The following is a 26,954-nucleotide window of genomic DNA, read 5'->3' on the forward strand; positions in this document are numbered from 1 at the left end:
GTGCCGTCCTTTCTCATGTCGGATGTAATCGTTACCACGGAGCCGGAGTTCAACCGGCGGTCAGCCGGACTTCAAGGACGGGCAAGGCAGTTGACCAGCATCAAGGACGTCGCATCCCACGCCGGGGTGTCGGTCGCCACGGTCTCCCGGGTGCTCAACGACCACCCGGCCGTGCGCCCGGACACACGCTCGCGCGTGCTGACGTCCGTCACCGAACTCGGCTACCGCCCCAACGGCGTGGCCCGTTCGCTGAGGACGCACCAGACACGCACCCTCGGCCTCGTCATCAGCGACGTCCTCAACCCGTTCTTCACCGAGCTGGCCCGCGCCGTCGAGGACGCCGCCCGTGAACGCGGCTACAGCGTCATCATCGGAAACGCCGACGAGCGCCCCGCACTTCAGGAACACCACGTGCGCACGCTCCTGGAGCGCCGCATCGACGGACTGCTGGTCTCCCCCACCGACGGCGGCAACGCGACGATCCGCGACGCCGCCGCCGCGGGCACCCCCATGGTCTTCGTCGACCGGTGGATACGCGGCCTCGACGTACCCGTCGTGCACGCGGACGGACGCGCCGCCGTCCACGACCTCGTGGCGCATCTGCACGCGCTCGGCCACCGGCGCCTCGCCATCATCGGCGGCCCCAGCGAGACCACCACCGGCGACGAACGGGTGGCCGCCTTCCGTGCGGCACTCGACGCGCACGGACTGCCGCTGCCCCAGGAGTACACGGGCCAGGGCGACTTCCAGACCGAGAGCGGCAGACGGGCGACCGCGGCCTTCCTCGACCTGCCCGAGCCGCCCGAGGTCGTCTTCGCCGCCGACAACCTCATGGCGCTCGGCGCGATGGACGAGCTGCGCCGCCGGGGCCTGCGCGTCCCGGACGACGTCGCCCTCGCCGCGTTCGACGACATCCCCTGGTTCCTGCACACCGATCCGCCGATCACCGCGATCGCACAACCGACCGGCGAACTGGGGCACAAGGCCGTGGAGGCCCTGATCAGCCTCGTCGAGGGGCGCCCCGCCGCGTCCGTGACCCTCGAAGCCCGCCTTGTCACGCGCCGCTCCTGCGGCGAGAGCGAAGGGAAGAGCCGTTGACAACGCCCAGCCCCCCACGGCCGCGTGAGCTGCTGCGCACCGAAGGAATCCGGAAAGCCTTCCCCGGCGTGGTCGCGCTCGACGGCGTCGACTTCGACCTGCACGAGGGCGAAGTCCACGTCCTGCTGGGCGAGAACGGCGCCGGCAAGAGCACCCTGATCAAGATCCTCTCCGGAGTCCACCGTGCGGACTCCGGGCGGGTGCTGCGCGACGGCAGGCCCGTGCGCATCCACGGCGCCGGCGACGCGGAGAAGCTCGGAATCGCCACCATGCACCAGGAGTTCAACCTGGTGCCCCACCTGAGCGTCGCCGAGAACATCTTCCTCGGCCGGCAGCCCCGCCGCTTCGGTCTGCTCGACCGCACCCGCATGGAGGCGGACGCCGCCGAAGTGCTCGCCCGCGTCGGCGTGGACATCGCGCCGGACACCCCGCTGCGCGAACTCGGCGTCGCGCGCTCGCAGATGGTGGAGATCGCCAAGGCGCTCAGTCTGGACGCCCGCGTACTGATCATGGACGAGCCGACGGCCGCGCTCACCGCCGACGAGGTGGAGAAGCTGTTCGACCTCGTGCGGAGGCTGCGTGCAGACGGCGTCGGCATCGTCTTCATCACGCACCACCTGGAGGAGATCGCCGCGCTCGGCGACCGGGTCACGGTGCTGCGCGACGGGCGCAGCGTCGGGCAGACCGCCGCGTCCACGCCGCGCGACGACCTCGTACGGATGATGGTGGGGCGCAGCATCGAGCAGCAGTACCCGCGGGAGACGGGAGCCGCCGCCGGCACGTCCGCAGAGGCGAGCGGCCCGCCGCTGCTGCGCGTCCACGGGCTCACACGCTCCGGCGGCTTCTCCGACGTCGGCTTCGAGCTGCGCGCGGGCGAAGTCGTGGGCCTGGCAGGGCTGGTGGGGGCGGGCCGTACGGAGGTGGCCCGGGCCGTCTTCGGCGCCGACCCCTACGACTCGGGCACCGTCGAGGTGCAGGGCAGGCGGCTGCGCCGGCACGACATCACCGCCGCTCTCGCCGCCGGCATCGGCCTCGTCCCCGAGGACCGCAAGGGACAGGGCCTGCTGCCGGACTCGTCCGTGCAGGACAACCTCGGCCTGGTGACGCTGCGCAGGGCCAGCCGCGCCGGCTTCGTGAACCTCTCGGGCCAGGAGGAGTCCGCGGACCGCATCGCGAAACGGCTGGGCGTGCGCATGTCCGGGCTCGGGCAGCGCATGGGCACTCTCTCGGGCGGCAACCAGCAGAAGGTCGTCATCGGCAAGTGGCTGCTCGCGCAGAGCAGGGTGCTGATCCTCGACGAGCCGACGCGCGGCATCGACGTCGGGGCGAAGGTCGAGATCTACGAACTCATCAACGAACTCACCGCGTCGGGGCACGCCGTCCTGATGATCTCCAGCGATCTCCCAGAGGTGCTGGGCATGAGCGACCGCATCCTCGTCATGGCCCAGGGCCGCATCGCGGGCGAACTGGCCGCACGGGAGGCCGACCAGGACGCCGTGATGCGCCTCGCCGTCGGCGCCGCCCACGGGCAGGGCGCGTATGCGCAGGGCCAACAGCCGTCGCAGCGGCCCGCGTTCACCGAGAGCAGCAGTGGCACGAGTACCGGCGTGACGAAGACCGGCACGAAGACCGGCGGCACGAAGACCGAGAGCAAGGAGGGCCCCCGTGGCCACTGACATCCACAGCAGCAGCGGACAGGGTCAGCGGGGGCAGTCCCTGGGCAAGGGTCCGGCGAACGGCCGCGGCCCGGGCGGCGGCGAACGCGGCGCCGGTCAGGCACTGCGCAAGGTCCTCAAGGACAACGGCGCGCTGAGCGGACTCGTCGTCCTGGTCGTCGCGTTGACGGTCATGTCGCCCGACTTCCTCAGCACCCAGAACCTGCTGAACGTCGGCGTGCAGGCCGCCGTGACGGCGATCCTCGCCTTCGGTGTCACCTTCGTCGTCGTCTCCGGAGGCATCGACCTGTCGGTCGGTTCGGTCGCCGCCGTCTCAGCGATCATGCTCGGCTGGACGTCGACGAAGGAAGGGCTGCCCGTCTGGCTGTCCGTGCTGCTCGCGGTCGGCACGGGCGTCGCCTGCGGCCTCGTCAGCGGCGGCCTCATCGCCTACGGCAAGCTGCCGCCGTTCATCGCGACGCTGGCGATGCTCTCCGTCGGGCGCGGCCTGTCGCTGGTCCTGTCCGAGGGAACGCCGATCGCGCTTCCCTCCTCCGTCGCCACGGTCGGTGAGACGCTCGGCGGCTGGTTCCCCGTACCGCTGCTGGTGCTGCTCGTCATGGGCGGCATCACCGCGCTGGTCCTCGCCCGCACCTACAGCGGCCGCGCGATGTACGCGATCGGCGGCAACGAGGAGGCCGCACGGCTCTCCGGAATCCGAGTGCGCCGCCAGAAGCTCGTCATCTACGCGCTCTCCGGGGCGTTCGCCGCGGTGGCCGGGATCGTGCTGGCGTCGCGGCTGGCCTCGGCGCAGCCGCAGGCAGCCACGGGGTACGAACTGGACGCCATCGCGGCCGTGGTGATCGGCGGGGCGAGCCTCGCGGGCGGCGTCGGGAAAGCGTCCGGAACACTTGTCGGCGCACTTATCCTCGCGGTCCTCCGCAATGGTCTCAATCTGCTCGAAGTCTCCATCTTCTGGCAGCAAGTCGTCATTGGGGCAGTGATTGCCCTCGCTGTCCTGCTCGATACACTCCGTCGTCGCGCATGATCTCTGTGCGTCGGGGGGACAGCACGACGTTCGTTCACTGTCGTCGACTGCAAGGAATGCAGCCATGAGCACGCGAAAGAGCACGGTTGCCGTAGTGACAGCTGCGGCGTTGATATGCGCAGCGGCCACCGGATGTGGCAGCGGCTCGGGGAAGTCCGGGGAGAAGAAGGACATCAAGCTGGGCCTGGCCCTCTCGACCCTGGACAACCCTTTCTTCGTGGAGATGAAGAAGGGGGCGGAGGCGGAAGCCAAGGCCCAGGGCGTCAAGCTGAATGTGCAGGACGCACAGAACGACGCGTCCCAACAGGCGAACCAGCTGCAGAACTTCACAAGCCAGAACGTGAAGTCCATCATCATCAACCCCGTCGACTCCGACGCTGCGGCACCCTCCGTCAAGGCGGCGGACAACGCCGGCATCCCCGTTGTCGCCGTCGACCGCGCGGTCAACAAGGCGAAGGTCGCCACGACGGTCGCCTCCGACAACGTCTCCGGCGGCCAGAAGGCGGCCAGGGAGCTGGCGAAGCAGCTCGACGAGCAGGGCAGCGTCCTCGTCCTGCGCGGTCAGCCCGGCACTTCCGCCTCGCGTGAGCGCGGCAAGGGCTTCATGTCGGCGATCAAGAAGTACCCGAACATCAAGATCGTCGGTAAGCAGGCCGCCAACTTCGACCGCGCCAAGGGCCTCGACGTCACCACCAACCTTCTTCAGTCCCACCCCGACGCGACCGGCATCTTCGCCGAGAACGACGAGATGGCGCTCGGCGCCGTCAAGGCGCTCGGCAGCAGGGCCGGCAAGGAGATCAAGGTCGTCGGCTTCGACGGCACCCCCGACGGCTTCAAGGCGATCAAGAAGGGCACGCTCAACACCTCGATCGCCCAACAGCCGTCCGAGCTGGGCAAGATGGCGGTGCGCAACGCGATCCGCAAGGTCGAGGGCAGCGACCCCGACAAGCAGATCATGGTCCCGGTCGTCACCGTGGACAAGTCGAACGTCAACCGGTACTCCTGACCGGCCGCCCGCTCCCTCCGTCCCGGGCGTGGGTGCCCGGGGCGGAGGCGGGAGCGGGGCAGCGGAGGAGGTGGTCGGTCGGGGGTGACCAGCCGGGGGCAACAGGCCGGGGGCAACCGGCCGTCGCCGCAGGGGCGTTCGCCGTCACTCACCAGTCGCGGGCACGAGCCGCAGGCACGAGCCGCCGCCACCGGTCGCCGCACCGGTCGTCGCCACCATTCGTCATCACCGGGCCCCGAAGGGGGCCGCAGGAAGTCGGACACGAAGAAGGAGCTGGCCGTCCGCATGAAGAAGTCGGGCATCCTCAACCGTCATCTCGCGGGCGCACTGGCCTCGTTGGGCCACACCGACCGCGTCGTCGTCTGCGACGCGGGGCTTCCGGTGCCCTACGGCCCGTTCCTGGTCGACCTTGCGTTCCGCGCGGGCGTCCCGCCCTTCGACGAGGTGCTCTCCGGCCTGCTGGACGAACTCGAGATCGAAGGTGCCACCGCCGCCTCCGAGGTGAAGGACAGCAACCCGGAAGCGGCCGAGCTGCTCCACGGCCGCTTCCCCGACCTGCAACTCGTCTCGCACAAGGAGTTCAAGGCCCGCACCCGCCAGGCACGCCTCATCGTCCGCACCGGCGAGGTCCGTCCGTACGCGAACGTGATGCTGCACTGCGGGGTGCCGTTCTAGACACGGCGTTCCGGAGACCGGGTTCGGGCCACCGGTTCTGGACGGAGACCCGGTTCCAGAGACCCGGTTCCGGCCACCGTTCCGGACGGCACCGGTCCCGTTCCGGACGGCACCGGTCCCGTTCCGGCCGTCCCGCCGCTGCCTTCCGGCCCTTCGCCGGGGGCGCGCCGAAACGCGATGGCGCCGCGTGCCCCGCGGCGGCAGGATCGCCGGATGCCTCACCTCGGCCTGGTGACCGTCGTCGTTCCCGACTACGACGACGCGATCGCCTTCTACGTGGACGCCCTCGGCTTCGAACTCGCCGAGGACACACCCCTCGACGACGGGAAGCGCTGGGTGGTGGTCGCACCGCGGGGAGCCCGGGAGACCGGCGTGCTGCTCGCCAGGGCCGGCACCGGCGAACAGCGGGCCCGCATCGGGGACCAGACCGGGGGACGCGTCGGCTGGTTCCTCAGCACCGAGGACTTCGCGCGGGATCACGCCCGGATGCTGGCCGCGGGCGTCGCCTTCGAGGAACCGCCCCGGCACGAGCCGTACGGAACGGTCGCGGTCTTCCGCGACCCGTACGGGAACCGCTGGGACCTGATTCAGCCGCGCCGGGTTCCCGTGGAGGGGGCCGGGCCGGAGAGCGGGAGACCGGGACGTACGGAAAGTACGGGGGACAGGGGCGAGGCGTCGCAGGAGCAGGGCGCGGCCGACGGGGACGACGGCGGGCCGGCCGCCCGGGACCGTCCGGCTCCCGGCACGGAAGTCTGGCCCGCCGCCGGGCCGATGACCACGGCCCGGCTTCTGCTGGAGCCCCTGCGCCCCGATCACGCACCGGAGGCCTTCCCGGTCTTCGACGACGAGCGGCTGCACGCGTGGATCGGCGGATCGCCCGACTCCGCCGCGGAGTTGCAGGCCCGGTACCGGCGGCACTCCGCAGGGCGCTCGCCCGACGGCGGACAGGGGTGGCTGAACTGGATGCTCCGCCGTCGCTCGGACGGGCAGCTGGTGGGCACGGTGCAGGCCACGCTGCACCGTCCGGCCGAGGGAAGCCTCACGGCCGAACTCGCCTGGGTCGTCGGCTCGGACCACCAGGGCAACGGTTACGCGCGGGAGGCGGCAGCGGCCGTGCGGACGTGGCTGCGGGAGCGGGATGTGGACACCTTCGTCGCCCACATCCACCCGGAACACGAAGCGTCCGCCGCCGTCGCGCGCGCCATCGGTCTCACGCCCACGGAAACCGTCGTCGACGGAGAGATCCGCTGGAGCAGCACGGGGCTGTGACGCTGCCCCGCGTCCTGCCGGATGCCGCTGTCGCCTGCCTCAGGACTCGCCCCCGGGGTCGGGGAATTCCGCGTACGAGGTCGCGTGGGGACGTTCCCGGACCCATTCGTGGAGCTCGGGCCCGAGAGGGCCGTACAGCTCGACGCCGATCGACTCCGTGCACTTGCGCACACGGTCCAGCAGCTCCGTGGCGCTGTCGTTGTGCGCGAGCGCCGACGCCGTGTCGGCGTACTCCTCCAGCAGTGCGTATCTGCCGGAGCCGGAGGAGAAGAACCGATAGGTCAGGATCCCGGGACCGCCCTCGGCTTGTTCGCACAGCGCGAGTGCCAACTGCTCGAATTCCGCCCTTTGTTCGTCACTGACGTCGAACCGGACGCGTACGAAGATGCTCATACCGCATTCCAGCAGAACCGGCCCGGCCCGCCGGCCGGTGACTCGCCCTCCGGCGCAAAAGGTGAGGTGTCACACGGCCGAACTACCCTGTGTACAGGGCATGTTGACGCTCATTAAAATGTCGGCCGCTTCGAACTGGCTGTCGCCGAGTCGGTGTTGGGCGCGTTCGCGCGCTGCGAGACGGGGGGTACGGGGGATGGGTTACGTTCTGCCGGGCTGGCTGGATGAGATTCTGGACTTCATCGGGATCAACTGGCCCAACGTGGACGAGGACGACTACCGCGAGATGGCCGACGCCATGCGGGAGTTCGCGGAGAAGTTCGAGGGCCACGGCGGGGAAGCGCACGCGGCGGTCAACCGCATCCTGGCCTCCAGCGAGGGCTACGCCGTCGACGCCCTGAAGGGGCACTGGGGCAAGGTCAAGGGCTCCCATCTGGACAAGGTCCCGGAGATCGCGCGGACGTTCGCCAAGGCGTGTGACGTGGTCGCGGACGTCATCTACGGGATGAAGGTCAAGGCCGAGATCGAACTGGGGGCGATGGCGGCCTCGGCGGGCATCGCGATCGGCGCCGCCGTCGTCACCGGCGGGCTGTCGGCGCTGATCGGTGCGGCGCAGGTGACGGCGATGCGGGAGCTGATCCGCCGCCTCATCAAGGAGGCGCAGGAAGAGATCGTCGAACGGCTGCTGGCGGAGGTGACCGAGCCGGTCACGGCCAAGCTGGAGAAGCTGACCGAGGACATGATCCTCGATCTGGCCGACGACGCCATCAGCCTCCCGCCAGGACAGGGCGGTGGTGGTGGCGGGGACGCCGGTGGCGGTGGCGGCGACGGCAAGCCCGGGGGCATGAACCTCAACTCCGCCGGCGGCGGGGGCGGTTCAGGCGGAGGCGCCGTCGGCGGTGGCGGTGGCGGTGGCGGTGGCGGCCGGATGCGGATCGATCTGAACGAGTTCGACAACGGTGCGGAGAAACTCTCCCGCCACGGCTCCGACCTGCACACCAACGCCCTTGCCCCGCTGGGCCGCGCCAAGGGCGCCTTCGGCCGCACCAAGGGACGCGACCCGTTCACCCAGGCCTTCGACAGCGTCCTCGACGGCGCGATCAACGGCTCGGAGAAGGCACTCAAGAAGGTCGCCAAACACGTCAGCGAAGGCGTCCCCGGCGGCGTGCGCTCCATGGCGAAGCGCCACCGCGACAACGAGAACTCCGTCGCCGACTCGATGAAGGCGATCACCTCACGCGGCGACGGCAAAGGGCCGAACGGGCTGCCCGGCGGGCCCAACCCGGCCGGCAAGAACGCGCCGGGCAAGCACAAGCCCCCGTCGCCGGAGCTGTCGGCCAAGGGCCGCAACGCGGCCGACAAGTGCCTGGGCGGCGACCCCATCGACATGGCCACCGGCGAGGTCTTCCAGCACCAGACCGACCTCACCCTGCCCGGCGTGCTGCCCCTGGTGATCGAGCGCACCCACATATCCGGCTACCGCAACGGCCGCTTCTACGGCCCCTCCTGGGCCTCCACCCTCGACGAACGCCTCGAAGTCGCCGAGGACGGCAAAGAGTTGTGGTGGCACCGAGTGGACGGTTCCTCCCTGCGGTACGGCCACGCCCCGGACATGATCGGTGAACAGGTCCACCCCTACGAGGGCCACCGCATCCCGCTGACCTGCGTGCAAGGCTCCAGCGGCTGGGACCTGGCCGTCACCGACCCCCGCACCGGACTGACCCGCCGCTTTCTCCCGCCCGAGGACGGCGCGCAGGGCCTGTGGTGGCTCACCGAGGTCGAGGACCGCAACGGCAACGGCATCAGCATCGACCGCGAAGCCGACGGCACCCCCACCGCCGTGCGCCACGACGGCGGCTACCACGTCGAGGTCACCACCGACGACGGCCTCATATCCGCCATCGCGGTACGCACCCCTGACGGGCCGGTCCAGGTCAAGTCGTACGCCTACGACGACGCCCGGAACCTGACGCACATCGTCAACTCATCCGGCCTGCCGCTCGTGTTCGGCTACGACGACCAGCACCGCATCACCTCCTGGACCGACCGGAACGACTCGACCTACCAGTTCATCTACGACGAACGCGGCCGTGTCACGCGCACCGTCGGCCCCGAGGGCTACCTCTCCTCGCAGTTGGAGTACGACACCGCCCAGCGCATCACGCGCTACACCGACTCCCTCGGCGCGGTGACCACTTACCACCTCAACCATCTCGGCCAGGTCATCGCGGAGACCGACCCGCTGGGCCACACAGTCCACCGCGAATGGGACCGCCACGACAACCTGCTGTCGCGGACTGACGCGCTCGGCCACACCACCCGCTTCGAATGGGCCGACAACCACATAGACCTCGTCGCCGTCCACCGCCCGGACGGCACCACGACGACCACCACCTACAACGCCATGCATCTCCCCGTGGAGATCACCCTCCCCGACGGCGCCGTGTGGCAGCAGGAATTCGACAGGCGCGGCAACCGAACTGCCGTCACGGCCCCCGACGGAACCGCCACCCGCTTCACGTACGAGCCCGCCGGGGCCGTAGCCTCCATCACCGACACACTGGACGCGCAGTCCTGCATCACCAACAACTCCGTCGGTTTGACGGTGGCCATCACCGATCCGGTTGGGGCAGAGACGACCTGCAGCCGTGACAGCTTCGGCCGGATCGCATCAATCACTGACGCAGCTGGGGTGACAACGCGGCTTGGATGGACGATTGAGGGCAAGCCCTCCCACCGCATGGCGCATGACGGCACGGAGGAGTCATGGGAGTGGGACGGAGAGGGCAACTGTCTCAAGCACGTCGGGCCCGATGGACATGAGAACTCCTTCACTTACACCCATTTCGACCAGTTGTCGTCTCGCACCACCCCTGACGGTGCCACTTACGCTTTCAGCTACGACACCGAACTTCGCCTGACGCAGGTCACGAATCCCCTTGGCCTGATCTGGGACTACATCTATGACCGCGCGGGTCGCCTCACGTCCGAGTCAGACTTCGACAATCGCGAAGTCACTTACCACCACGACTCAGCGGGGAGGGTGACATCCCGAACCACGCCGCTCGGGAACACCATCAGCTATGAGTTCGACAGCACGGGTCGCCTGAAGTCAAAGGACGCGGCTGGAGCCGTCACCACCTACGCGTACGACGACGCAGGCCGCGTGGTACGCGCCGTGTCGCCCTCTTCGGCTCTCGAACTTCAATACAACACCGTCGGCCGGTTGTTGGCAGAGACGGTCGACGGCCGCACCATCCACTACGAGTACGATCAACTCGGCCGTCGCACATCACGCACCACCCCAACCGGTGCCACGACCATCACCACATACGACCTGGCTGGGAACCGCAGCTCACTCTCCACCGACGGGCACCAGATCGGCTTCGCACACGATGAGATGGGGCGGGAGACGGAGCGCAGCTTCGGTGACGCCGTCAGTCTCATGTCCGCATGGGACCCCTTGGGGCGCATGACCCGACAGGATCTGGTCACCAACACCCGTACTCAGCGAGCTCGTTCTTACACGTACCGAGCCGACAGCCACCTGACGTCCGTTACCGACGAAGTCACCGGGGCAAGCCAGCAGGTTGGTCTGGACACCGTGGGTCGGCCGATTACCGTCACTGCGGACGGATGGACCGAGTCCTACGCCTACGACCAAGCCGGCAACCAGACCCAAGCCTCATGGCCCGAGAGCGCCGAACGCTCCGGGGCCCCGGGCGATCGAATATACGAGGGCACTCGCATCACTGTCGCGGGAGCCGTGCGTTACGAACACGATGCGGCTGGTCGTATGACCTTGCGTCAGAAAACGCGACTCTCCCGCAAGCCGGACACCTGGCGCTATGAATGGGACGCCGAAGACCGTCTGGTTGCCTGCACCACACCGGACGGCGTCCGGTGGACCTACACCTATGACCCGCTCGGACGCCGCATCGCGAAATTCCGTCTCAGCGACAACGGTTCAGCTGGCGAAGCGACCTACTTCACCTGGGACGGCACCCGCCTCGCCGAGCAGTCCGACTCAACCACCGGGGTCATCCTCACCTGGGACCACGACGGACACCGCCCGCTCACCCAGTACGAACGCAAGCCGCTCACCCAGGAGCAGGTCGATTCCCGCTTCTTCGCCATCGTCACCGACCTCGTCGGCACCCCCACCGAACTCGTCGATGAACATGGCGACATCGCATGGCACACCCGCACCACTCTCTGGGGCCATACCACTTGGAACCGGGACGCCACCGCATACACCCCGCTCCGCTTCCCGGGCCAGTACGACGACCCAGAGACCGGCCTGCACTACAACTACTTCCGCCACTACGACCCCGAAACCGCCCGCTACGTCACCCCCGATCCGCTGGGCCTCGCGCCGGCACCCAACCCGAACACCTACGTCCGCAATCCCCACATCTGGACGGACGTTCTTGGACTCTCGCCGTGCCGCCCCGGCACAGAGGACGATGCCCGGCTGGCCTTGAACCGTGCTGAGGAGTTGCAGTCACAACGCAACGACTACTTCATGGCTGACAAGAAGGGCACGACTGCTGTCATCGGGGTCTTCAACTCCGAGACAGGGCAATACACCAACCGAATCGGGATCAACGGCGGCGGGGCCATGCCTTCGAACTGGACCCTGCGCCCTGGGGAGGAGTTCGTACAAGCGCCGGGACATGCCGAAGAAGGGATTCTGAACTCCTTGGGACCCAATGAACATGCTGTATACGGTGGCGCGTCCCGCAACTTCTGCCGAGATATATGCTTGCCCATGATCGACACACGGGGAGTCGAACTTGGCGGGGTGGGCGTTCGAGGCCATATGCCCCAAAATTCTCCCTATACGATGTTCTGGGCTCAGAGGGAATGATGTATGACTCGCAACGATGATGTGTACACCGCACTTCGCTCCGCATCACCGGCGGAGCTCGTGGCCTTCTGCGCCAGCTGTGCCGAGAGGGCAAGCGGAGTCTTCCGCCTGCTCAACGGAGAAGCCGAAAACGACTGGTTCCGTGGCGCTTTGGACTTGGGTTGGCAGGCGGCCTCGGGAGCGGATGTAGACAACCACGCTGCTGAAGTCTTGGAAGAAGCCATGGCCGACCTGGACGAGGAAGAGGAAGACGATCCGAGCAGCCAGGAGTTCTATTCCTCACAAGTCGCAATGCTGGCCGTCAACACTCTGTCGGTGTACTTGAACCCCGTTGCCCAGCAGGCAGAAATGTCCGGGCAGACAGTGGAGACACTTTTTTCTGATTTCGACCTCACCTTGAGTGGTGATCAGGCAGTCGTTACAAGATATGGGCAGCCGCCGGCTCCGCCCGGTGAACTGCAGCGGCTGGAACAAGAAGCGCAGGCCGAGTTCGTGCGTGATTTCGTCGACGGCACGGGGACCGCTGTAACTCCAGAGTCTGTGCAAGATCTACGACAGACAAGTACCACACTCCGCGACCAAATCGTAGGGAGGCTCCGAGCGGTGGCCGACGCCAGAGGATGGGAGGCTTCCGCATAGAAAGGAGCCCAAGGGGAAATGAGCAAGATCGAGGACTTGTGGGTCAACGAAGAAGTCCCCGTAGACAATGCGCTTCACTTCGCCGACGGGCGCTCCTACGATGTACGCGTGGACCCGAGCAGCCCCAATGGTATTTCCATCGAAGAAGAATTCGACCTGGAAGAGCGCCTCGCAATTGCACCGGACTGGGTTTCCGTGGTCGACGGACGGAAGATCGACCTCGAAGACGGAGGTGCGCTCTGGCATGGAGACGGCGACAACGGTTCCGAGGGCTTCCTTGCAAGGGTTAAAAAGGACGGCTCCCTCGACTGGGTGGTTTTCTTCACTGCTTCCAATCCGTTCACGGAAGGAGAGGTACGAAACAATCACGCCACATTCCGCTCGACCGCGGCAGTGACGATTACTATCGATATTGACGACCCCACGAGGCCAGTCACGGGCTGAGGTGGCAGGGCACCGCTACATCTACCTCGTGGAAGATCCGGACCGGGCCCGTAACGCCCCGCTTTGTCGTTACACCCGCCTGCTTGGGGTCCAAGTTCGAGGCCGAAAGCTGACGGAACAGTGCTTGGCTGCTTCGACCGAGCTGGCCCCGGTAGCGGTTCAACCCAAAGGAGCCCGACGGTCCGTCTGTACCGCTCCCGGCCCCGGACGGCGATGAATATCCGCCGCCCCCGAAGTCTGCATGGGCGACCTCATCCACCCCACATGGAGGACGGCATGGCCAGGGAACTGTTCGCAGGTGTCCCCGTCACCGACTACGCCTCGGCTCTGCCCTGGTACGAGCGGTTCTTCGGGGAGGAGCCGTCGTTTCTGCCGAACGACATCGAGGCGGTGTGGGAGGTGGCCGAGCAGCGCTACGTCTACATCGTGGAGGACCGGGACCGGGCGGGGAACGCGCTGGTGCTGTCGTTCGTCGACGACCTCGACGACCGGGTCGCCCAGATCGCCCGGCGGGGCATCGAGCCCGCGAAGCGCGAAACGTACGAAGGCGGCGTGACCAAGGTGAGCTACCGGGACGCGGACGGCAACGAGATCAGCCTCGGCGGCGGCCCAGGCTGACGGCACCTCCGACACCGAGGAAACCGCTGATCCTCCGGCGGGAGCAGGTCAGTTGTCGGTACGACCGCACTCCGGTACTACGACCCGCGCCGCCAGCGCCCCGCACGGTGGCTGACGGCCTCGCCTGCTTGTCAGCGGCAGGGCAAGTCACGCAGCCCCGATCCGCCCGCCGCCCCGTTGTACCGCTGCCGCCCCCGTCCGTACCGCTCGTCGGCCGTAACCCGCAGGCCGCCGACTCCCGTTGAACCACGCAGGGACACCGGACAGAGGGGTACAGGGGTACGGGCCATGGACGGGGACAAGGGCGGCGGCGCTGCGAGTGCCGCCGGGCGAAGGGACTACACGGCCGACGGGGCCGACAGCACCGGGTGGGACCCGGGGTTGGAGGACGACTCCGGGGCGGTCGTGAAGGCCGTCGGGCGGCAGATCAAGCTGTGGCGGGAGGCGGCCGGGCTGACGCAGGCGGAGCTCGGGGCAGCCATCGGGTACGGGGAGGACCTGGTGTCCTCCGTGGAGCGCGGAAGGCGCGTGCCCAGGCCGGAGTTTCTGACGGCGGCGGACGAAGTGCTCGGCGCCGACGGCAAGTTGGCTGCGATGAAGGGGGACGTGGCGGAGGCCCGCTATCCGAAGAAGGTGCGGGATCTGGCCAGGATCGAGGCCGAGTCGGTGGAGCTCGGGGCGTACGGCAATCACAACGTCCACGGTCTGCTTCAGACGGAGGAGTACGCGCGGGCGCTGTTCCGGATGCGTCGCCCCGCCTACAGCGAGGACGACCTGGAGCGGTTTCTGGCCGCCCGCATGGCCCGGCAGGAGATCTTCCGCAGGACTCCGCCGCCGACGCTGACGTTCGTCCAGGAGGAGGTCACGCTGCGGCGTCCGGTCGGCGGCAGGCCGGTGCTGCGGCGACAGCTCGAACACCTCCTCCACGTGGGCGAGTTGCGGCATGTGGAGATCCAGGTCATGCCGACGGACCGGGAGGATCACGCCGGGTTGGGAGGCCAGCTCCAGGTGCTCAAACTGAAGGAGGGGGCGACGGTCGGGTACTCGGAAGCTCAGCTGATCACGCACCTCATCTCCGACCCGAAAGAGGCTCAGGTGCTGGAGCTGCGGTATGGAATCATCCGGTCTCAGGCTCTCAGCCCACGGGAGTCCCTGGCCTTCATCGCGAAAGTGCTTGGTGAGACATGACTTTGCAGCCCACTGCCCAGGACGCCTCCAACCTGGCCTGGATCAAGAGCAGTTACAGCGGCAGCGACAACAACGACTGCGTCGAGGCCGCCGCCACGACGGCAGGCGTCCACGTCCGCGACTCGAAGAAGGCGCACGGCCCGCGGCTCAGCTTCCCCGCCGGGGCCTGGAGCGAGTTCGTCTCGTTCGCCGCGCCCCGCTGATCCGGACGAGCACCCGGGCATCATCCGATGCCCGGCCTTCAGCCCGGAGCCGATCCGTCAGGTCAGCCCGACCCCGGGCGGTGCGTCAGTCATCGTCCCGGGGCCGCGGGCGCCGAACGCTCAACCCCCGAACGCTCAACCCCCGAACGCCCAGGCGCCGAACGCTCAGGGACGGTTCCAGCGCCTCTCGCCCAGGCCCTCACCCGTCCACTGCCGCTTCACCTCGTCGGCGAACTCCAGCGCACGCCGGGCATCCCGGATGCCTTCGAAGGGGGCCCGGTACGTCCGCGTCGGGGACGGCACGGCCGAGGGCGTCCGCGTGGGCTGTGTCGTGGCGGGCGCCGGCTTCGGCGGGGCCTTCGTCTTCGTGGGCTCGGGAGTGGAAGGCGGTGGCGACGGCGTGGGCTCGCGGGGAACGGCCGAGGCTGGGGGCCTGTTCTTGGAGATCGGCTCAGGGTCGTCCCCGCCCGCCAGCAGGACGCCCGCGGCCACTCCCGCGCCGACGAGAGCGAGGGCGACGCTCACCGTGAGCCGTGCGGGCACGCGGTTCCGGAAGGTCAGCCGCAGAGCGGCGGACGAGGTGGGATAGGCGACGCGGTAGAGATCATGACCGCAGTCGCCGCAGGACTCGGCAGTCGCGGATGATCGCGTCCCGCATCGGGGGCATGTGGTCAGCATGCGCACACTCCAGGGCAGCCTCGGGGTCACACCACTATCCGCTTGCACTCGTGTACCTGCGGACAGTAACGGCGCAACCGCCGGTAACGAGACCCCCAGGCTGCATGAGTCGGCTCGGTGCGGTCGACGCGATTGTCATCAACTGACATATGGAGGCGTGGTGTTGCACCGGCTCAGGCGAAGCCGGGGGACGGGCCGCCGGGCCAGGAGGCGTGACCGCGAACCGCGACTGGGGCGGTCAGGGCGGTCAGAGCGGGCGCTCCCGGCTCACCTTCGCAGCCGGCGGGTCGTCTTCACGCCGACGCGGGCCAGCACCACCGCCGCCCTGAAAAACTTTAGGGGCCCGGCTGCCGTGCTCCAACCGCCGGGCCCCACTTGCCCCCTTCGACCCCTTGCATCCCCCCAAGAGGCCCAAGCACCAGGTAAGACCTATAACTCCCCGGAAGGGTTGCACGCGACCCGGAATTTCTTCTTCAGGATCTTCCGGACCCACCTTCCGGGCCAGTCTGCGCTCAAGCCGGTGAGCATCAACCGGTGAGCACCCCACCGCCGGTGAGCACTCACACAGCGTGTGAGGACCCCACGCTCACGACGTCACCGTCTCGGCCCCCCCGCTCACGACGTCGCTGTCCCGACCCCGTGCTCACGACCCCGTCCTCACGACCCTGTCCTCACGACCCTGTCCTCACGACCCCGCGCTCACGACCCCGCGCTCGCTACGTGCCGCACGTACCGGTCCGCCGTCTCGGCCAGGACTTCGGCGCCGTCGCGCGCCCACAGTCCCGGGTTGAAGATCTCCACCTCGATCGGCCCGTCGTAACCCGTGGCGTCGACGAGTTCGCGGAATCCGCGCAGGTCGACTGCTCCGTCGCCGAGTTGGCCGCGGCCGAGCAGCACCCCCTCGGGCAGCGGCGTGATCCAGTCCGCGAGCTGGAAGGACGCCAGCCTGCCGCCCGCTCCGGCGCGTTCGATGTGTGCCGGAGCCCGGTCGTCCCACCAGACGTGGTACGTGTCCACGACGACGCCCACCTGCTCCGCCGGGAACCGCTCGGCCAGGTCGAGGGCCTGCCCGAGCGTGGATACGACGCAGCGGTCGGAGGCGAACATCGGGTGCAGCGGCTCGATCGCCAGCCGTACGCCGCGCTCCCCTGCGTACGGGGCGAGTTCGGCGAGCGCGTCCGCGATCCGCTCCCGCGCACCCGCCAGGTCACGGCTTCCCTCGGGGAGCCCGCCGGAGACCAGCACCAGCGTGGATGTCCCCAGGGTCGCGGCCTCGTCGATCGCGGCGCGGTTGTCCGCGATGGCGCGGCGGCGCTGCACCGGGTCGAGGGCGGTGAAGAAGCCGCCGCGGCACAGCGAGGTCACGCTCAGGCCCGTGTCCCGCATCAGTTTCGCGGACGCCTCGGGGCCGTACTCCTGGACGGGTTCGCGCCACAGTCCCACCTGGGTGATGCCGAGCCTGCCGCAGGCGTCGGCCAGTTCGGGAAGCGCGAGCTGCTTGACGGTCTGCTGGTTGACGGAGAAGCGGGCGAGCCCCGCGGCGGCGCTCACGCCTCCACCCCGTGCACTCCGAGGAGGCGGCGCATGCGCTCCTGGGCGAGGGCCGGGTCGGGGAACAGGCCCAGGGAGTCGGCGAGTTCGTATGCCCGCGCGAGGTGCGGCAGCGACCGCGCCGAGTGCATGCCGCCGACCATGACGAAGTGGTCCTGGTGGCCCGCGAGCCATGCGAGGAGGACGACTCCCGTCTTGTAGAAGCGTGTCGGCGCCTGGAAGAGGTGCCGTGACAGCGCGACGGTCGGGTCGAGCGCCGCGCGGAACCCGGCGGTGTCGCCGGCGTCGAGCAGTCGGACGGCGTCGGCCGCGAGCGGCGCGAGCGGGTCGAAGATGCCCAGCAGGGCGTGGCTGAAGTCCCGTTCCGCCACCGGGTGTTCGCCGCTCTGCCCGTGCCCCGCGATGAGTTCCGGGTAGTTGAAGTCGTCGCCGGTGTAGCAGCGGACTCCGTCGGGGAGGCGGCGCCGCAGGGCCACTTCGCGGTCAGCGTCGAGGAGGGAGACCTTCACGCCGTCGACCTTCGCGGGGTGTTCGGCGATGATCTCCAGGAACGTGTCGGTGGCGGCGTCCAGGTCGGTGCTGCCCCAGTAGCCCTCCAGCGCAGGGTCGAACATGGGCCCGAGCCAGTGCAGGATGACGGGTTCGGCGGCCTGGCGCAGCAGGTGCCCGTAGACGTCCCGGTAGTCCTCCGGGCCGCGGGCGGTCGCGGCCAGCGCACGCGAGGCCATGATGATCACCTGTGCCCCGGCCTTCTCCACGACCTCGGACTGCTCCTCGTACGCGGCGCGCACCCGGGCCATGTCCGCGCCGCCCGGGGGGAGCTGGTCGGTTCCCACGCCGCAGGCGATGCGTCCTCCCACGGCCCTCGCCTCCGCGGCGGAGCGTGCGGTCAGCTCGGCCGCGACGGACCAGTCCAGGCCCATGCCGCGCTGGGCGGTGTCCATGGCCTCGGCGACGCACAGGCCGTGCGACCACAGGTGGCGGCGGAAGGCGAGCGTGGCGTCCCAGTCGAGCGCGGCGGGCGGCTCCGTCCCGGCGCTCGCCCGGTACCGGTCGGCGACGACGTGCGCCGCCGCGAAGACGGTGCGTGAGGCGGGCGCCGCTCCCGCCGGCGGTCCGGCGACCGCGGCCGCGGGCTCGGCTCTGGGCCGGTACGTGCGCAACGCCCCGTTCTCGTCGGGCAGTCGGATCACGGATGTTCTCCCTCGAAGCCTGAATCGGGACTGTGGAACGGGACTTGCGGACGCGACCCGCGGCCGGGAGCCGGCCCCGGGGCGGCTGGACCGGGTCTCAGAGCGACAGCTCCGGAACGGACATGCGGCGGCCCTCCGCGGACGAGCGCAGGCCGAGTTCGGCGAGCTGGACGCCGCGGGCTCCGGCGAGCAGGTCCCAGTCGTACGGCGTCCCGAGCGCGACGTGCCGCAGGAAGAGTTCCCACTGGGCCTTGAAGCCGTTGTCGAACTCCCCGTTGTCGGGGACCTCCTGCCACTGCTCGCGGAAGACCTCCGTGGCCGGCAGGTCCGGGTTCCACACGGGCTTGGGCGTGCCCGACCGGTGCTGTGCGCGGCAGCGGCGCAGCCCGGCGACGGCCGAACCCTCCGTGCCGTCGACCTGGAACTCGACGAGTTCGTCGCGGTTGACGCGCACCGCCCAGGAAGAGTTGATCTGCGCGACGACGCCGCCTTCGAGTTCGAAGACGCCGTACGCGGAGTCGTCCGCCGTGGCGTCGTAGGCCCGCCCCTGCTCGTCCCAGCGGCGCGGGATGTGTGTCGCCGCGAGCGCCTGTACGGAGGTGACCCGGCCGAAGAGCCCGTGGAGCACGTACTCCCAGTGCGGGAACATGTCGACGACGATGCCGCCGCCGTCCTCGGACCGGTAGTTCCAGGAGGGGCGCTGCGCCTCCTGCCAGTCGCCCTCGAAGACCCAGTAGCCGAATTCGCCGCGCACGGAGAGGATGCGCCCGAAGAAGCCACCGTCGACGAGTCGCTTGAGCTTGAGCAGACCCGGCAGGAAGAGCTTGTCCTGGACGACGCCGTGCTTGATGCCCGCCTCGTGCGCGAGCCTCGCCAGGGAGAGGGCGCCGTCGAGGCCGGTGGCGGTGGGCTTCTCGGTGTAGATGTGCTTCCCGGCGCCGATCGCCTTGCGCAGCGCGTCCTCGCGGGCGCTCGTGACCTGGGAGTCGAAGTAGACGTCAATGCTGGCGTCGGTGAGGACGGCGTCGAGGTCGGTGCTCCACTCGTCCAGGCCGTGCCGCTCGGCGATCGCCTTGAGGGCGAGGTCGCGGCGGCCGACGAGCACCGGCTCGGGCCACAGGGTGCTGCCGTCACCGAGGTCGATGCCGCCCTGCTCGCGGATGGCCAGGATGGAGCGCACCAGATGCTGGCGGTACCCCATGCGTCCGGTCACACCGTTCATGGCGATGCGCACTGTCCTGCGTGTCACGTGGGTTGTCTCCTTCGGCTCCGCACCAGGGATTGGCAAGATCGACAGCAAGCGCTTTCTATCAGGAAAGCTAGCCGCACTTCTCCGGGGCCACAAGGCCCCGGCCGGCCGGGCCGGCGCGTACGGGTAACCGGGACGGCACGCGCCGGGCGGCGGCCCTGCTCACCGTCCGGTCTCCTGCCGCAGTTCGACGGCGGTCAGGGCCAGGGCCAGCGGCCCGGGAAGCAGAAGGACAACGGGCAGCAGCGCCCACGCGCACACGGCCGCCGTCAGCACGGCCAGCAGCACCAGGCCGCTGCCCGGCAGATCCTTCACCGTGCGGACGGCGCCCGCCTGCACGGCGGGGAGCCAGCCCGGCAACTGCTCGTGGGACTGCTGGGCGCTCGCCCGCAGCCCGACGACCGCGGTCGCGGTGGCGACCACCGCCAGGGCCAGGGCGAAGGGCCCCGCGCCCGGCAGGCCCGCCGAGGCGAGCCCGGCGTCGGCGGCGACCAGCGCGCCGAACGCGAGCGCGACCGCCCCCGCGGCCCATTCGCCGCGCCGGGCCAGCCGCCGGCGCAGCACGGCGAAGTAGCGTCCCGCTGTGCAGGGTTCGGCGAACAGGCGACGGCGCCGAAGCAGCGTGCACGCGGTGGACAGCGCCGCCGGGAACGTGACCAGCGGCAGGGAGGCGACGGCCGCGGCGAGCCCCAGCGCCAGTACGTCGGCGAAGAGTTCGAAGCGCGCCCCGAAGAGATCGCCACGGTCACGGGGTATCCGCGAAGTGCTCACGGAAGTTCAGCCTTTCAGCCCGGAGTTGGCCATGCCCTCGACGAGCAGCCGCTGGAAGGCCAGGAAGAACAGCACGATCGGCAGCAGCGCGAACACCGACATCGCGAACATCGGCCCGTAGGCGGACTGGCTGGAGGTGTCGACGAAGGTGCGCAGCGCCAGTGTGAGTGTGTACTTGGCCGGCTCGAAGAGGTAGATCAACTGTGTGAAGAAGTCGTTCCACGTCCAGATGAAGGTGAAGATCGCGGTGGTGATCAGCGCGGGCCTCGTCAACGGCAGCACGACGCGGGCGAAGATGCGGAACGGTCCGCAGCCGTCGATCTTGGCCGCCTCGTCCAGTTCGCGCGGCAGCCCGCGCATGAACTGCACGATGAGGAAGACGAAAAAGGCGTCCGTGGCAAGGAACTTGGGCAGCACCATCGGCCAGAACGTGTTCACCATGCCCAGCTGGTTGAAGACGATGTACTGCGGGATCAGCACGGCGTGGTGCGGCAGCATGATCGTGGCGATCATGAAGGCGAACAGGGGCCCGCGCATGGTGAACCGCAGCCGCGCGAAGGCGTACGCGGCCAGGGAGCAGCTGAGCACGTTGCCCAGGACGGCACCGAGCGAGATCGTCAGCGAGTTCCCGAACAGCTGGAGCAGCGTGACGCCTTCGATGCCCTCGGCCGCGGTGCCGTAGTTCTCCGTGGCCAGCCGGGAGGGCAGCAGGGCGAGGCTGGCGAGCACTTCGTCCGCCGGTTTGAACGAAGTGGCGACGAGCCAGGCCAACGGGTAGAGCAGTACGAGGAGCACGGCCAGGGCCCCTCCGTGGAGCGCGACGCGCCGCCAGTCGATGCGGCGGTGCCGCCCGGGGACAGCGGTGACGGACATCAGGCCGCCTCCTCGTTCGCGTAGAAGACCCAGGACCGGGAGGTGCGGAACAGCACCGCCGTGACGATGCCGATGGCGAGCAGCAGCATCCAGGCCATCGCCGAGGCGTAGCCCATGTGCGAGGCGGTGAAGCCCCGTTCGTACAGGTAGAGCGTGTAGAAGAGCGTGGAGTCCGCGGGGCCGCCCCGGCCGCTGCTGATCGCGAAGGCGGGCGTGAAGACCTGGAAGGCCTGGATGGTCTGGAGCACCAGGTTGAAGAACAGCACGGGAGAGAGCATCGGCAGGGTGATCGAGGCGAACTGGCGCCACCGGCCCGCCCCGTCCACGGAGGCGGCCTCGTACAGGTCCCGCGGGATCTGCTGGAGCCCGGCGAGGAAGATGACCATGGGCGCGCCGAACTGCCACACGGTCAACAGCGCCACGGCCAGCAGCGCCCAGCCCGGCCGGTTGACCCAGCCGCCGATGTGGAGGCCGAGGCCGCTCAGCAGGTTGTCGACGGTGCCGCCGTCGTTGAACATCGCCCGCCACACCAGCGCGACGCTCATGGAGGCGCCGAGCAGAGAAGGCGCGTAGAAGGCGGAGCGGTAGAAGTTCCGTCCGCGCCTCATCGACTTAAGCGCGACGGCGACCGCGAGCGCCAGTGCGAGTTGCAAGGGCACGGCGACGAGGACGTACAGCAGCGTGTTGCCGACGGAGCGGAGCAGCCGCGGGTCCTCGGTGAACATCTGGACGTAGTTGCGCAGGCCGACCCACGACGGAGGATCGAAGAGGTTGTAGTCGGTGAACGACAGGTAGAGCGAGACCGCCATCGGCAGCAGGGTGAGCACGGACGCACCCAGCACCCACGGGGAGAGGAACACCCAGGCCGGGCCCTGCCGTTCGCGCCTGGGCGGGCGGCCGGGACGGCGTCCGCCCGGGCCGGGTGCGGCGGTGACGGGCGTGCGGGTCCCGGGGAGCGGGGAGCTGCCGGGCGCAGCCGCGGGAGGGGCGGGCTGGGTGCGCGAAGTCGTCGACGGTTCCGCCATCAGTGCCTCAGCTCCGCTCGCGCCTCGGTGAGGAAGTTCTCGGCGGCCTCGCGCGGTGAGAGCTTCTCGAAGGAGACCTGGTCGTAGTCCCGCTGGAAGGTGGACTGGAGGCCGTTGTCACCGCGTGGCGGAGCGGCGGGCGGCGCCTTCAGCTTGCCCTGCAACGACGTCTGGAGCCGCGCAACCTGCTTCTGGAACCCCGTCACCGTGGAGAGCACCCTGCGGCGCTGCGTGCTGTTGACCGGCGTGCCCCGGTCGACGCCGAGGATGTCGGCGGCCTTGTCGGAGTTGAGAAAGAAGTCGATGAACTGGGCGGCCTCGCGGGGGTGTTCGCTGCGGGAGGCGATGCCGAGCAGCATGGAGGGCTTGTAGTACTGCCCGAAGGTGCCGTCCTCGCCGGTGGGCGTCGGGGCGATGGCGAGCCGGTCGCCGTACATCGCCTCGTAACCCGCGGAGGGCGCATCCCAGTTGAACTCCGCGACGGCCTTCTTGCGTCCCATCGGTGCGTCCTCCACCGAGCCGGACATCTGTGTGGTGTCCGTGGCCGGGCTGACCAGTCCCTCCTTGCGGAGCGAGGAGGTGAAGGTCCACCAGCGCGCCAGGTCGCCCGCGCTGAAGGCGATCCGTCCGTCGTCGGTGTAGAGCTTCTTCCCCCGGCCGCGCAGCCAGATCTCGAACTGGTCCTCCGCCGCGCCCGGGTCCGTCATGGCGTAGGTGCCGCGGTCGTCCTTCACCTTGCGCAGTGCCCGCACCCAGTCCTGCCAACTCCAGCCCGCCTCGGGCGGTTTCACCCCGGCGTCACGCCAGGCCTTCTTGTCGTGGGCGACCGTCTGCGTACCCACCCCCATCGGCAGGGCGTACTGCGCGCCGCGGACCTGCCCGGTGCGCAGCAGCGCCGGGTCCATCTTGTCCGTGGACAGGTGCCGGCGCTGCCGGGACAGGTCGAGCATCACGTCGGAATCCGCGTACTGGCTGATCTGCCGGTAGTCGAGCTGGATGAGGTCGGGCACGTCGCCGCCCGCCGCCTGGGTGGCGAGCTTCTGCTTGTACGACTCGTACGTGGAGTAGGAGGTCTGGATGTCGATGGACGGATGGGCCCGTTCGAAGGCGGCCACGGCCTTCTCGGTGCGGGCGGCCCGGTCGGCGTTGCCCCACCACGTGAAGCGGAGCGTGACCTTTCCGTCGGCGGCGGCCGAGGGTCCGCCCCCGCAGCCGGCGAGCGTCGCGCACAGGGCGATCGCCACGGCTGCCGCGCAGGACGCCTTCGTCCTGGATGCGGGCATGCGATGAACCTTCCGGTACGTGCGGGCGGGGTGGTCGGAGGCAGGCGGTCGGGGGCAGGCGGTCGGGGGCAGGCAGTCGGGTGGTCGGGGGCTCCGGGCTATTCGCCGTGGTACGGCAGCGTGGTGCCGGGCAGTTCGTACTCGTCGCGGCGTCCGCACATCCCGTAGCCGCCGCGCCGCGTGGGCCCGGTCGAACGGGCGTGTGCGCCGGAGAGGTGGGAGGCGTCGCCGCCGGCGAGGGCGACGAGGTGCCGCCCGGTGAGTTCCGCGGCGGCGAGCGCGCCGTCCCGCCAACGCGGCTGCCAGGCAGCCACCTTGGGCGCGACGAGGCGTGCGGCGGCGCGGTGGAACGCGTGCAGCGGCTCGCTGTCGCCGCTCTTCACCGCGTCCCTGAGGACGAGGTAGCCGGCGACGGCGAGATCGCGCCGCTCGCGTGCCGCCCGGTCGGCCTCGGGGCCCTCCTTCGCGGGCAGCGCGGCCGCGGCGGCGTACGCCTCGGGATCGGCCAGCACGTCCTGCGGAAAGGTGAACACCGCGTCCCCCGACTCCGGCAGGCCGCTGTTCTGCATCAGCACGGTCACCCGCAGCCCGTCGCCGTTGACCATCCGGTGCACGGTTCCGGGCGTGAACCAGGCGATCACACCGGGCTCCAGCGGGGTCTCGGTGAAGCCGTCCTCGGGCGTGAGCGTCTGTACGGCGCCCTCTCCCCCGGTGACGACGTACGCCTCCGTGCAGGCGAGGTGGATGTGGGGGCTGCCGCCGCACACCCCGTCCGCGGCCTCCCAGTCGTAGGCGGTGATGTGCGACAGGCCGATCCCGCCGGGCAGCGGCGCGTCCAGCACGTTCTGTCTCCTTCAACTCGGCGTTCAGGGTGGGTGGTTCACGAGGTGGGTGGTTCACGGGGTGGGTGGTCAGGGGCGGTCATGGGGGGGGTTCACGGCCGGTGGTGCGGCGGCCCCTCGCCGGTCACCAGGGAATCGACTTCAGGTGGCGCTCGACGCCGTCCGCGTCCAGGGCGCCGTCGGCGACGAGCATCCGGTAGCGGTACGCGAAGCAGTCGCCCGGCGGCAGGACGAACTCCTCGAAGAAAGCCCAGGAGAAGGCCACGGTCGGAATGGGTTCGGAGCGTACGAACCAGTGCGAGGCCTGCACGGACTCCTCGTTGCCGGGCGCGTGCGCGAAGACCAGCGTCGAGCGCACGTCCACGTCGTCGTGTTCGCCGACGAATCCGATCCACGGGTGCTCGGCGGCCGGCTGCCCCATCATCTCCTCGTCGGTGCTCGGCCCGGCGGGTGAGAGGACCTGGCCGCCGGTGAAGTCCCGGGGCCCCCGCCACTGAAGTCCGGTGTAGCCAGCCATGTCGCGGCCGTGCGTCGTCGGCGAGCCGAACTCCAGTGGTTTGTCACGGGTGTTGGTCAGCTCGATGGCCCAGTCGATCGCGTAAGTGCCACTCCGCGCGTCCACCGAGTGCAGCGCGACACCGCGTCGTTCGTGTGCCCACTCCTCTCCGCCGTTCTCGACCCAGGTCAGCAGCTCGGTGAAGTCCAGTCTGTCGTCGGCCACTTCGAACGCGTCGAAGCCGTCGTGCCGCATGGAGCCGACGAGCTCGGGACGCGGCAGATAACCCTCCCCGTGCACGTAGCAGTTGCCGCCCCAGAAGTTCTGGCCCGACAGGTGGCTGGCCGTCATCTGGAGACCCTTGTGCCAGCGGTGGTCGTTGGGCCGGTAGCCCGTGACGGTGCTTCCGGCGAGGGTGCGCAGCGGATGCGCGTACGGCTTGCGCGATTCGAAGGCCACCGGATCGGGGGCGTAGACGTAGGACATCAGTTCCGTGCCGGCGGCCTCGACGCCTATGCGCTCGCCGTGGGTGTGCGTGACGGTGACGGGGAGGTGCTCGCGGGGGACATCTGCGCTCATGGTGCTGTCAGTGCTCCTTCGGTGCCCAGTCCGGGTGTTCGCCGTGCATGGCGCGGTAGAAGGGGTCCTGCGGTGTGATTTCACCTTGCTGCACGGGCTGTGCCGTGAACGCCGACTTGTAGAGCGCGGCCAGGAATTCGAGCGTGCGGCGGGCGTCGGACCCGCTGCCCGGGGGCCGTTCGCCCTTCTCCATTGCGTCGAGGAAGCCGCCGAGCTGGGCGGCGTGCGAACTGGGCACGTCGGCGGCGGGGGTGCGCCAGTGCGAGGTGCGTTCCGTCCGGCTGCGGGCGTGCGGGGCGGGGGTGTAGGCCCAGTCGTCGTTGCCGTACCCGTACAGGTGCGTCAACTCGACGGTGGCGTCCGCGCAGTCGATGCGTATCCGGCTGACCTCGTCCGGGCTCAGGACGCTGTTGACGACGGTCGCCATGGCGCCGTTCTCGAAGCGGACGAGGGCGGTCGAGACGTCCTCGCTCTCGACGTCGTGCACGAGGCGCCCCGCCATGGCGCGTATCTCACTCCACTCGCCGAGGAGATGCAGCAGCAGGTCCATCTGGTGGATGCCGTGGCCCATGGTCGGACCGCCGCCCTCCGTGGCCCAACGTCCGCGCCAGGGAACGGAGTAGTACTCCGCGTCGCGGTGCCAGGTGGTCTGGCAGTGGGCCACCAGCGGCGCCCCGAGCTCTCCGGAGCGCAGCAGGCCGCGGGCGTGCGCCGCTCCGGAGCCGTAGCGGTGCTGGAAGACGACGGAGGCGAACGGGCCCCCGCGACCCGCCGACTCGCCGGTTCCCGACGGGACTTCGGCCTCACCGGCACCCTCGGCCCCACCAGCCGGCGGCCCCTCCTCCGCCGCGATGGCGTCGTATTCGGCGAGCGAGAGGCACAGCGGCTTCTCGCACAGCACCCACGCCCCGGCGCGCAGCGCCGCACGGGCCTGCTCGGCGTGGAGGGAGGGCGGCGTCCCGATGAGCACCAGGTCCGGCTCCTCAGCCGCGAGCATCTCCGTCATGCCCGGGTATCCGCTCACGCCGTCCCCTGCCTCGCCGAGAAAGTCCGCGAGACGGCTTTCGTCGACGTCGACCGCGCCCACCAGACGCACACGGTCCGCGTGCGCCCGCAGCGCCGGAAGGTGAGCTCCGGTGATGATGCCGCCGGTGCCGACGACCGCGGCGCGTACGGGAGTCTTCTCGAACGCCATACAGCAGTGGCCTCCCAAAGAGTGCAAGCGCTTACTATGCGAGGACACTAAGGGTGCTTGATATGACAGGACAAGACCCCGTGCACGAGGGGGCCGGAATGACTCGGCCGGAA

At 69.5% G+C, this 26,954-nt stretch carries 21 protein-coding genes and 3 pseudogenes; 12 read left to right on the forward strand and 12 right to left on the reverse strand.

Annotated features, from left to right (window positions below; translation table 11 throughout):
* Positions 1-90 precede the first annotated feature (90 nt).
* The 6 genes and pseudogenes from EV375_RS08780 to EV375_RS08810 form a co-directional block, all read left to right on the forward strand.
* Positions 91-1,098 (forward strand): LacI family DNA-binding transcriptional regulator, encoded by a 1,008-nt coding sequence (locus EV375_RS08780; protein WP_130298954.1) that lies wholly within the window; start codon positions 91-93, stop codon positions 1,096-1,098.
* Positions 1,095-2,774: a sugar ABC transporter ATP-binding protein gene (locus tag EV375_RS08785; RefSeq protein ID WP_130298955.1), complete on the forward strand. Its 1,680-nt coding sequence runs from the start codon at positions 1,095-1,097 to the stop codon at positions 2,772-2,774. Before EV375_RS08780 ends, EV375_RS08785 begins: the two co-directional genes overlap by 4 nt.
* Positions 2,775-2,814: 40 nt before the next feature.
* A pseudogene (locus EV375_RS29645) lies at positions 2,815-4,807 on the forward strand (ABC transporter permease/substrate-binding protein).
* 285 nt (positions 4,808-5,092) lie between these two features.
* Entirely contained in the window at positions 5,093-5,482 is a 390-nt protein-coding gene (gene rbsD, locus EV375_RS08800; protein WP_130298957.1) for a D-ribose pyranase, read from the forward strand.
* Positions 5,483-5,695: 213 nt separating this feature from the next.
* Positions 5,696-6,076, forward strand: a pseudogene (locus EV375_RS08805) (VOC family protein); the annotation flags it as partial.
* 201 nt (positions 6,077-6,277) lie between these two features.
* Positions 6,278-6,751: pseudogene (locus EV375_RS08810) on the forward strand (GNAT family N-acetyltransferase); the annotation flags it as partial.
* A 39-nt stretch (positions 6,752-6,790) separates the two neighbouring features.
* Here the strand turns inward: EV375_RS08810 and EV375_RS08815 are convergent.
* A complete protein-coding gene (locus tag EV375_RS08815) occupies positions 6,791-7,144 on the reverse strand; it encodes an antibiotic biosynthesis monooxygenase (protein WP_130298958.1) in 354 nt (117 codons plus the stop codon).
* A gap of 196 nt (positions 7,145-7,340) precedes the next feature.
* Between EV375_RS08815 and EV375_RS08820 the strand changes: the two genes are divergently transcribed.
* From EV375_RS08820 to EV375_RS08845, 6 genes are all read left to right on the forward strand, one after another.
* The gene (locus EV375_RS08820; protein ID WP_130298959.1) at positions 7,341-12,014 is read left to right on the forward strand and encodes an RHS repeat domain-containing protein; all 4,674 of its coding nucleotides are present in this window, start codon (positions 7,341-7,343) and stop codon (positions 12,012-12,014) included.
* Between the two features lie 3 nt (positions 12,015-12,017).
* Positions 12,018-12,653 (forward strand): hypothetical protein, encoded by a 636-nt coding sequence (locus EV375_RS08825; RefSeq protein ID WP_130298960.1) that lies wholly within the window; start codon positions 12,018-12,020, stop codon positions 12,651-12,653.
* An 18-nt stretch (positions 12,654-12,671) separates the two neighbouring features.
* Entirely contained in the window at positions 12,672-13,097 is a 426-nt protein-coding gene (locus tag EV375_RS08830; protein ID WP_130298961.1) for a hypothetical protein, read from the forward strand.
* Positions 13,098-13,373: 276 nt separating this feature from the next.
* Positions 13,374-13,715: a VOC family protein gene (locus tag EV375_RS08835; protein ID WP_130298962.1), complete on the forward strand. Its 342-nt coding sequence runs from the start codon at positions 13,374-13,376 to the stop codon at positions 13,713-13,715.
* A gap of 288 nt (positions 13,716-14,003) precedes the next feature.
* Positions 14,004-14,903, forward strand: a complete 900-nt coding sequence (locus EV375_RS08840) for a Scr1 family TA system antitoxin-like transcriptional regulator (protein WP_130298963.1) — start codon at positions 14,004-14,006, stop codon at positions 14,901-14,903.
* A complete protein-coding gene (locus EV375_RS08845) occupies positions 14,900-15,106 on the forward strand; it encodes a DUF397 domain-containing protein (protein WP_130298964.1) in 207 nt (68 codons plus the stop codon). The genes EV375_RS08840 and EV375_RS08845 overlap by 4 nt, the downstream gene beginning before the upstream one ends.
* 165 nt (positions 15,107-15,271) lie before the next feature.
* On the opposite strand, the gene EV375_RS08850 is transcribed toward EV375_RS08845, so the two are convergent.
* From EV375_RS08850 to EV375_RS08900, 11 genes are all read right to left on the reverse strand, one after another.
* A complete protein-coding gene (locus EV375_RS08850) occupies positions 15,272-15,784 on the reverse strand; it encodes a zinc ribbon domain-containing protein (RefSeq protein ID WP_130298965.1) in 513 nt (170 codons plus the stop codon).
* Positions 15,785-16,483: 699 nt separating this feature from the next.
* Entirely contained in the window at positions 16,484-17,335 is an 852-nt protein-coding gene (locus EV375_RS08855) for a sugar phosphate isomerase/epimerase family protein (RefSeq protein ID WP_130298966.1), read from the reverse strand.
* Complete coding sequence (locus EV375_RS08860) at positions 17,332-18,528, reverse strand: dihydrodipicolinate synthase family protein (protein WP_130298967.1); 1,197 nt, start codon at positions 18,526-18,528, stop codon at positions 17,332-17,334. Before EV375_RS08860 ends, EV375_RS08855 begins: the two co-directional genes overlap by 4 nt.
* 97 nt (positions 18,529-18,625) lie before the next feature.
* Positions 18,626-19,777 carry a Gfo/Idh/MocA family protein gene (locus EV375_RS08865; RefSeq protein ID WP_165434703.1) on the reverse strand — a complete coding sequence of 384 codons (1,152 nt, stop codon included), beginning with the start codon at positions 19,775-19,777 and terminating at the stop codon, positions 18,626-18,628.
* Between the two features lie 162 nt (positions 19,778-19,939).
* Positions 19,940-20,548, reverse strand: a complete 609-nt coding sequence (locus EV375_RS08870) for a hypothetical protein (protein WP_130298968.1) — start codon at positions 20,546-20,548, stop codon at positions 19,940-19,942.
* Positions 20,549-20,554: 6 nt separating this feature from the next.
* Positions 20,555-21,421 carry a carbohydrate ABC transporter permease gene (locus EV375_RS08875; protein WP_130298969.1) on the reverse strand — a complete coding sequence of 289 codons (867 nt, stop codon included), beginning with the start codon at positions 21,419-21,421 and terminating at the stop codon, positions 20,555-20,557.
* Positions 21,421-22,446: a carbohydrate ABC transporter permease gene (locus EV375_RS08880; protein ID WP_130298970.1), complete on the reverse strand. Its 1,026-nt coding sequence runs from the start codon at positions 22,444-22,446 to the stop codon at positions 21,421-21,423. Before EV375_RS08880 ends, EV375_RS08875 begins: the two co-directional genes overlap by 1 nt.
* Positions 22,446-23,729, reverse strand: a complete 1,284-nt coding sequence (locus EV375_RS08885) for an ABC transporter substrate-binding protein (RefSeq protein WP_130298971.1) — start codon at positions 23,727-23,729, stop codon at positions 22,446-22,448. Before EV375_RS08885 ends, EV375_RS08880 begins: the two co-directional genes overlap by 1 nt.
* A 98-nt stretch (positions 23,730-23,827) precedes the next feature.
* Positions 23,828-24,571 (reverse strand): cupin domain-containing protein, encoded by a 744-nt coding sequence (locus EV375_RS08890; protein WP_130298972.1) that lies wholly within the window; start codon positions 24,569-24,571, stop codon positions 23,828-23,830.
* 124 nt (positions 24,572-24,695) lie between these two features.
* A complete protein-coding gene (locus EV375_RS08895) occupies positions 24,696-25,646 on the reverse strand; it encodes a DUF6807 domain-containing protein (protein WP_130298973.1) in 951 nt (316 codons plus the stop codon).
* Between the two features lie 7 nt (positions 25,647-25,653).
* Complete coding sequence (locus EV375_RS08900) at positions 25,654-26,841, reverse strand: Gfo/Idh/MocA family protein (protein WP_130298974.1); 1,188 nt, start codon at positions 26,839-26,841, stop codon at positions 25,654-25,656.
* Positions 26,842-26,954 lie beyond the last annotated feature (113 nt).

This window comes from Streptomyces sp. CNZ301, from assembly GCF_004217425.1.

What these genes read in the sequence shown, in the direction of transcription:
- EV375_RS08845 (WP_130298964.1), top strand. Translation starts at nt 14,900, where the DNA reads ATGACTTTGCAGCCCACTGCCCAGGACGCCTCCAACCTGGCCTGGATC.
- EV375_RS08875 (WP_130298969.1), bottom strand. Translation starts at nt 21,421, where the DNA reads ATGTCCGTCACCGCTGTCCCCGGGCGGCACCGCCGCATCGACTGGCGG.
- rbsD (WP_130298957.1), top strand. Translation starts at nt 5,093, where the DNA reads ATGAAGAAGTCGGGCATCCTCAACCGTCATCTCGCGGGCGCACTGGCC.
- EV375_RS08840 (WP_130298963.1), top strand. Translation starts at nt 14,004, where the DNA reads ATGGACGGGGACAAGGGCGGCGGCGCTGCGAGTGCCGCCGGGCGAAGG.
- EV375_RS08850 (WP_130298965.1), bottom strand. Translation starts at nt 15,784, where the DNA reads ATGCTGACCACATGCCCCCGATGCGGGACGCGATCATCCGCGACTGCC.
- EV375_RS08815 (WP_130298958.1), bottom strand. Translation starts at nt 7,144, where the DNA reads ATGAGCATCTTCGTACGCGTCCGGTTCGACGTCAGTGACGAACAAAGG.
- EV375_RS08830 (WP_130298961.1), top strand. Translation starts at nt 12,672, where the DNA reads ATGAGCAAGATCGAGGACTTGTGGGTCAACGAAGAAGTCCCCGTAGAC.
- EV375_RS08825 (WP_130298960.1), top strand. Translation starts at nt 12,018, where the DNA reads ATGACTCGCAACGATGATGTGTACACCGCACTTCGCTCCGCATCACCG.
- EV375_RS08900 (WP_130298974.1), bottom strand. Translation starts at nt 26,841, where the DNA reads ATGGCGTTCGAGAAGACTCCCGTACGCGCCGCGGTCGTCGGCACCGGC.
- EV375_RS08885 (WP_130298971.1), bottom strand. Translation starts at nt 23,729, where the DNA reads ATGCCCGCATCCAGGACGAAGGCGTCCTGCGCGGCAGCCGTGGCGATC.
- EV375_RS08820 (WP_130298959.1), top strand. Translation starts at nt 7,341, where the DNA reads ATGGGTTACGTTCTGCCGGGCTGGCTGGATGAGATTCTGGACTTCATC.
- EV375_RS08895 (WP_130298973.1), bottom strand. Translation starts at nt 25,646, where the DNA reads ATGAGCGCAGATGTCCCCCGCGAGCACCTCCCCGTCACCGTCACGCAC.
- EV375_RS08835 (WP_130298962.1), top strand. Translation starts at nt 13,374, where the DNA reads ATGGCCAGGGAACTGTTCGCAGGTGTCCCCGTCACCGACTACGCCTCG.
- EV375_RS08880 (WP_130298970.1), bottom strand. Translation starts at nt 22,446, where the DNA reads ATGGCGGAACCGTCGACGACTTCGCGCACCCAGCCCGCCCCTCCCGCG.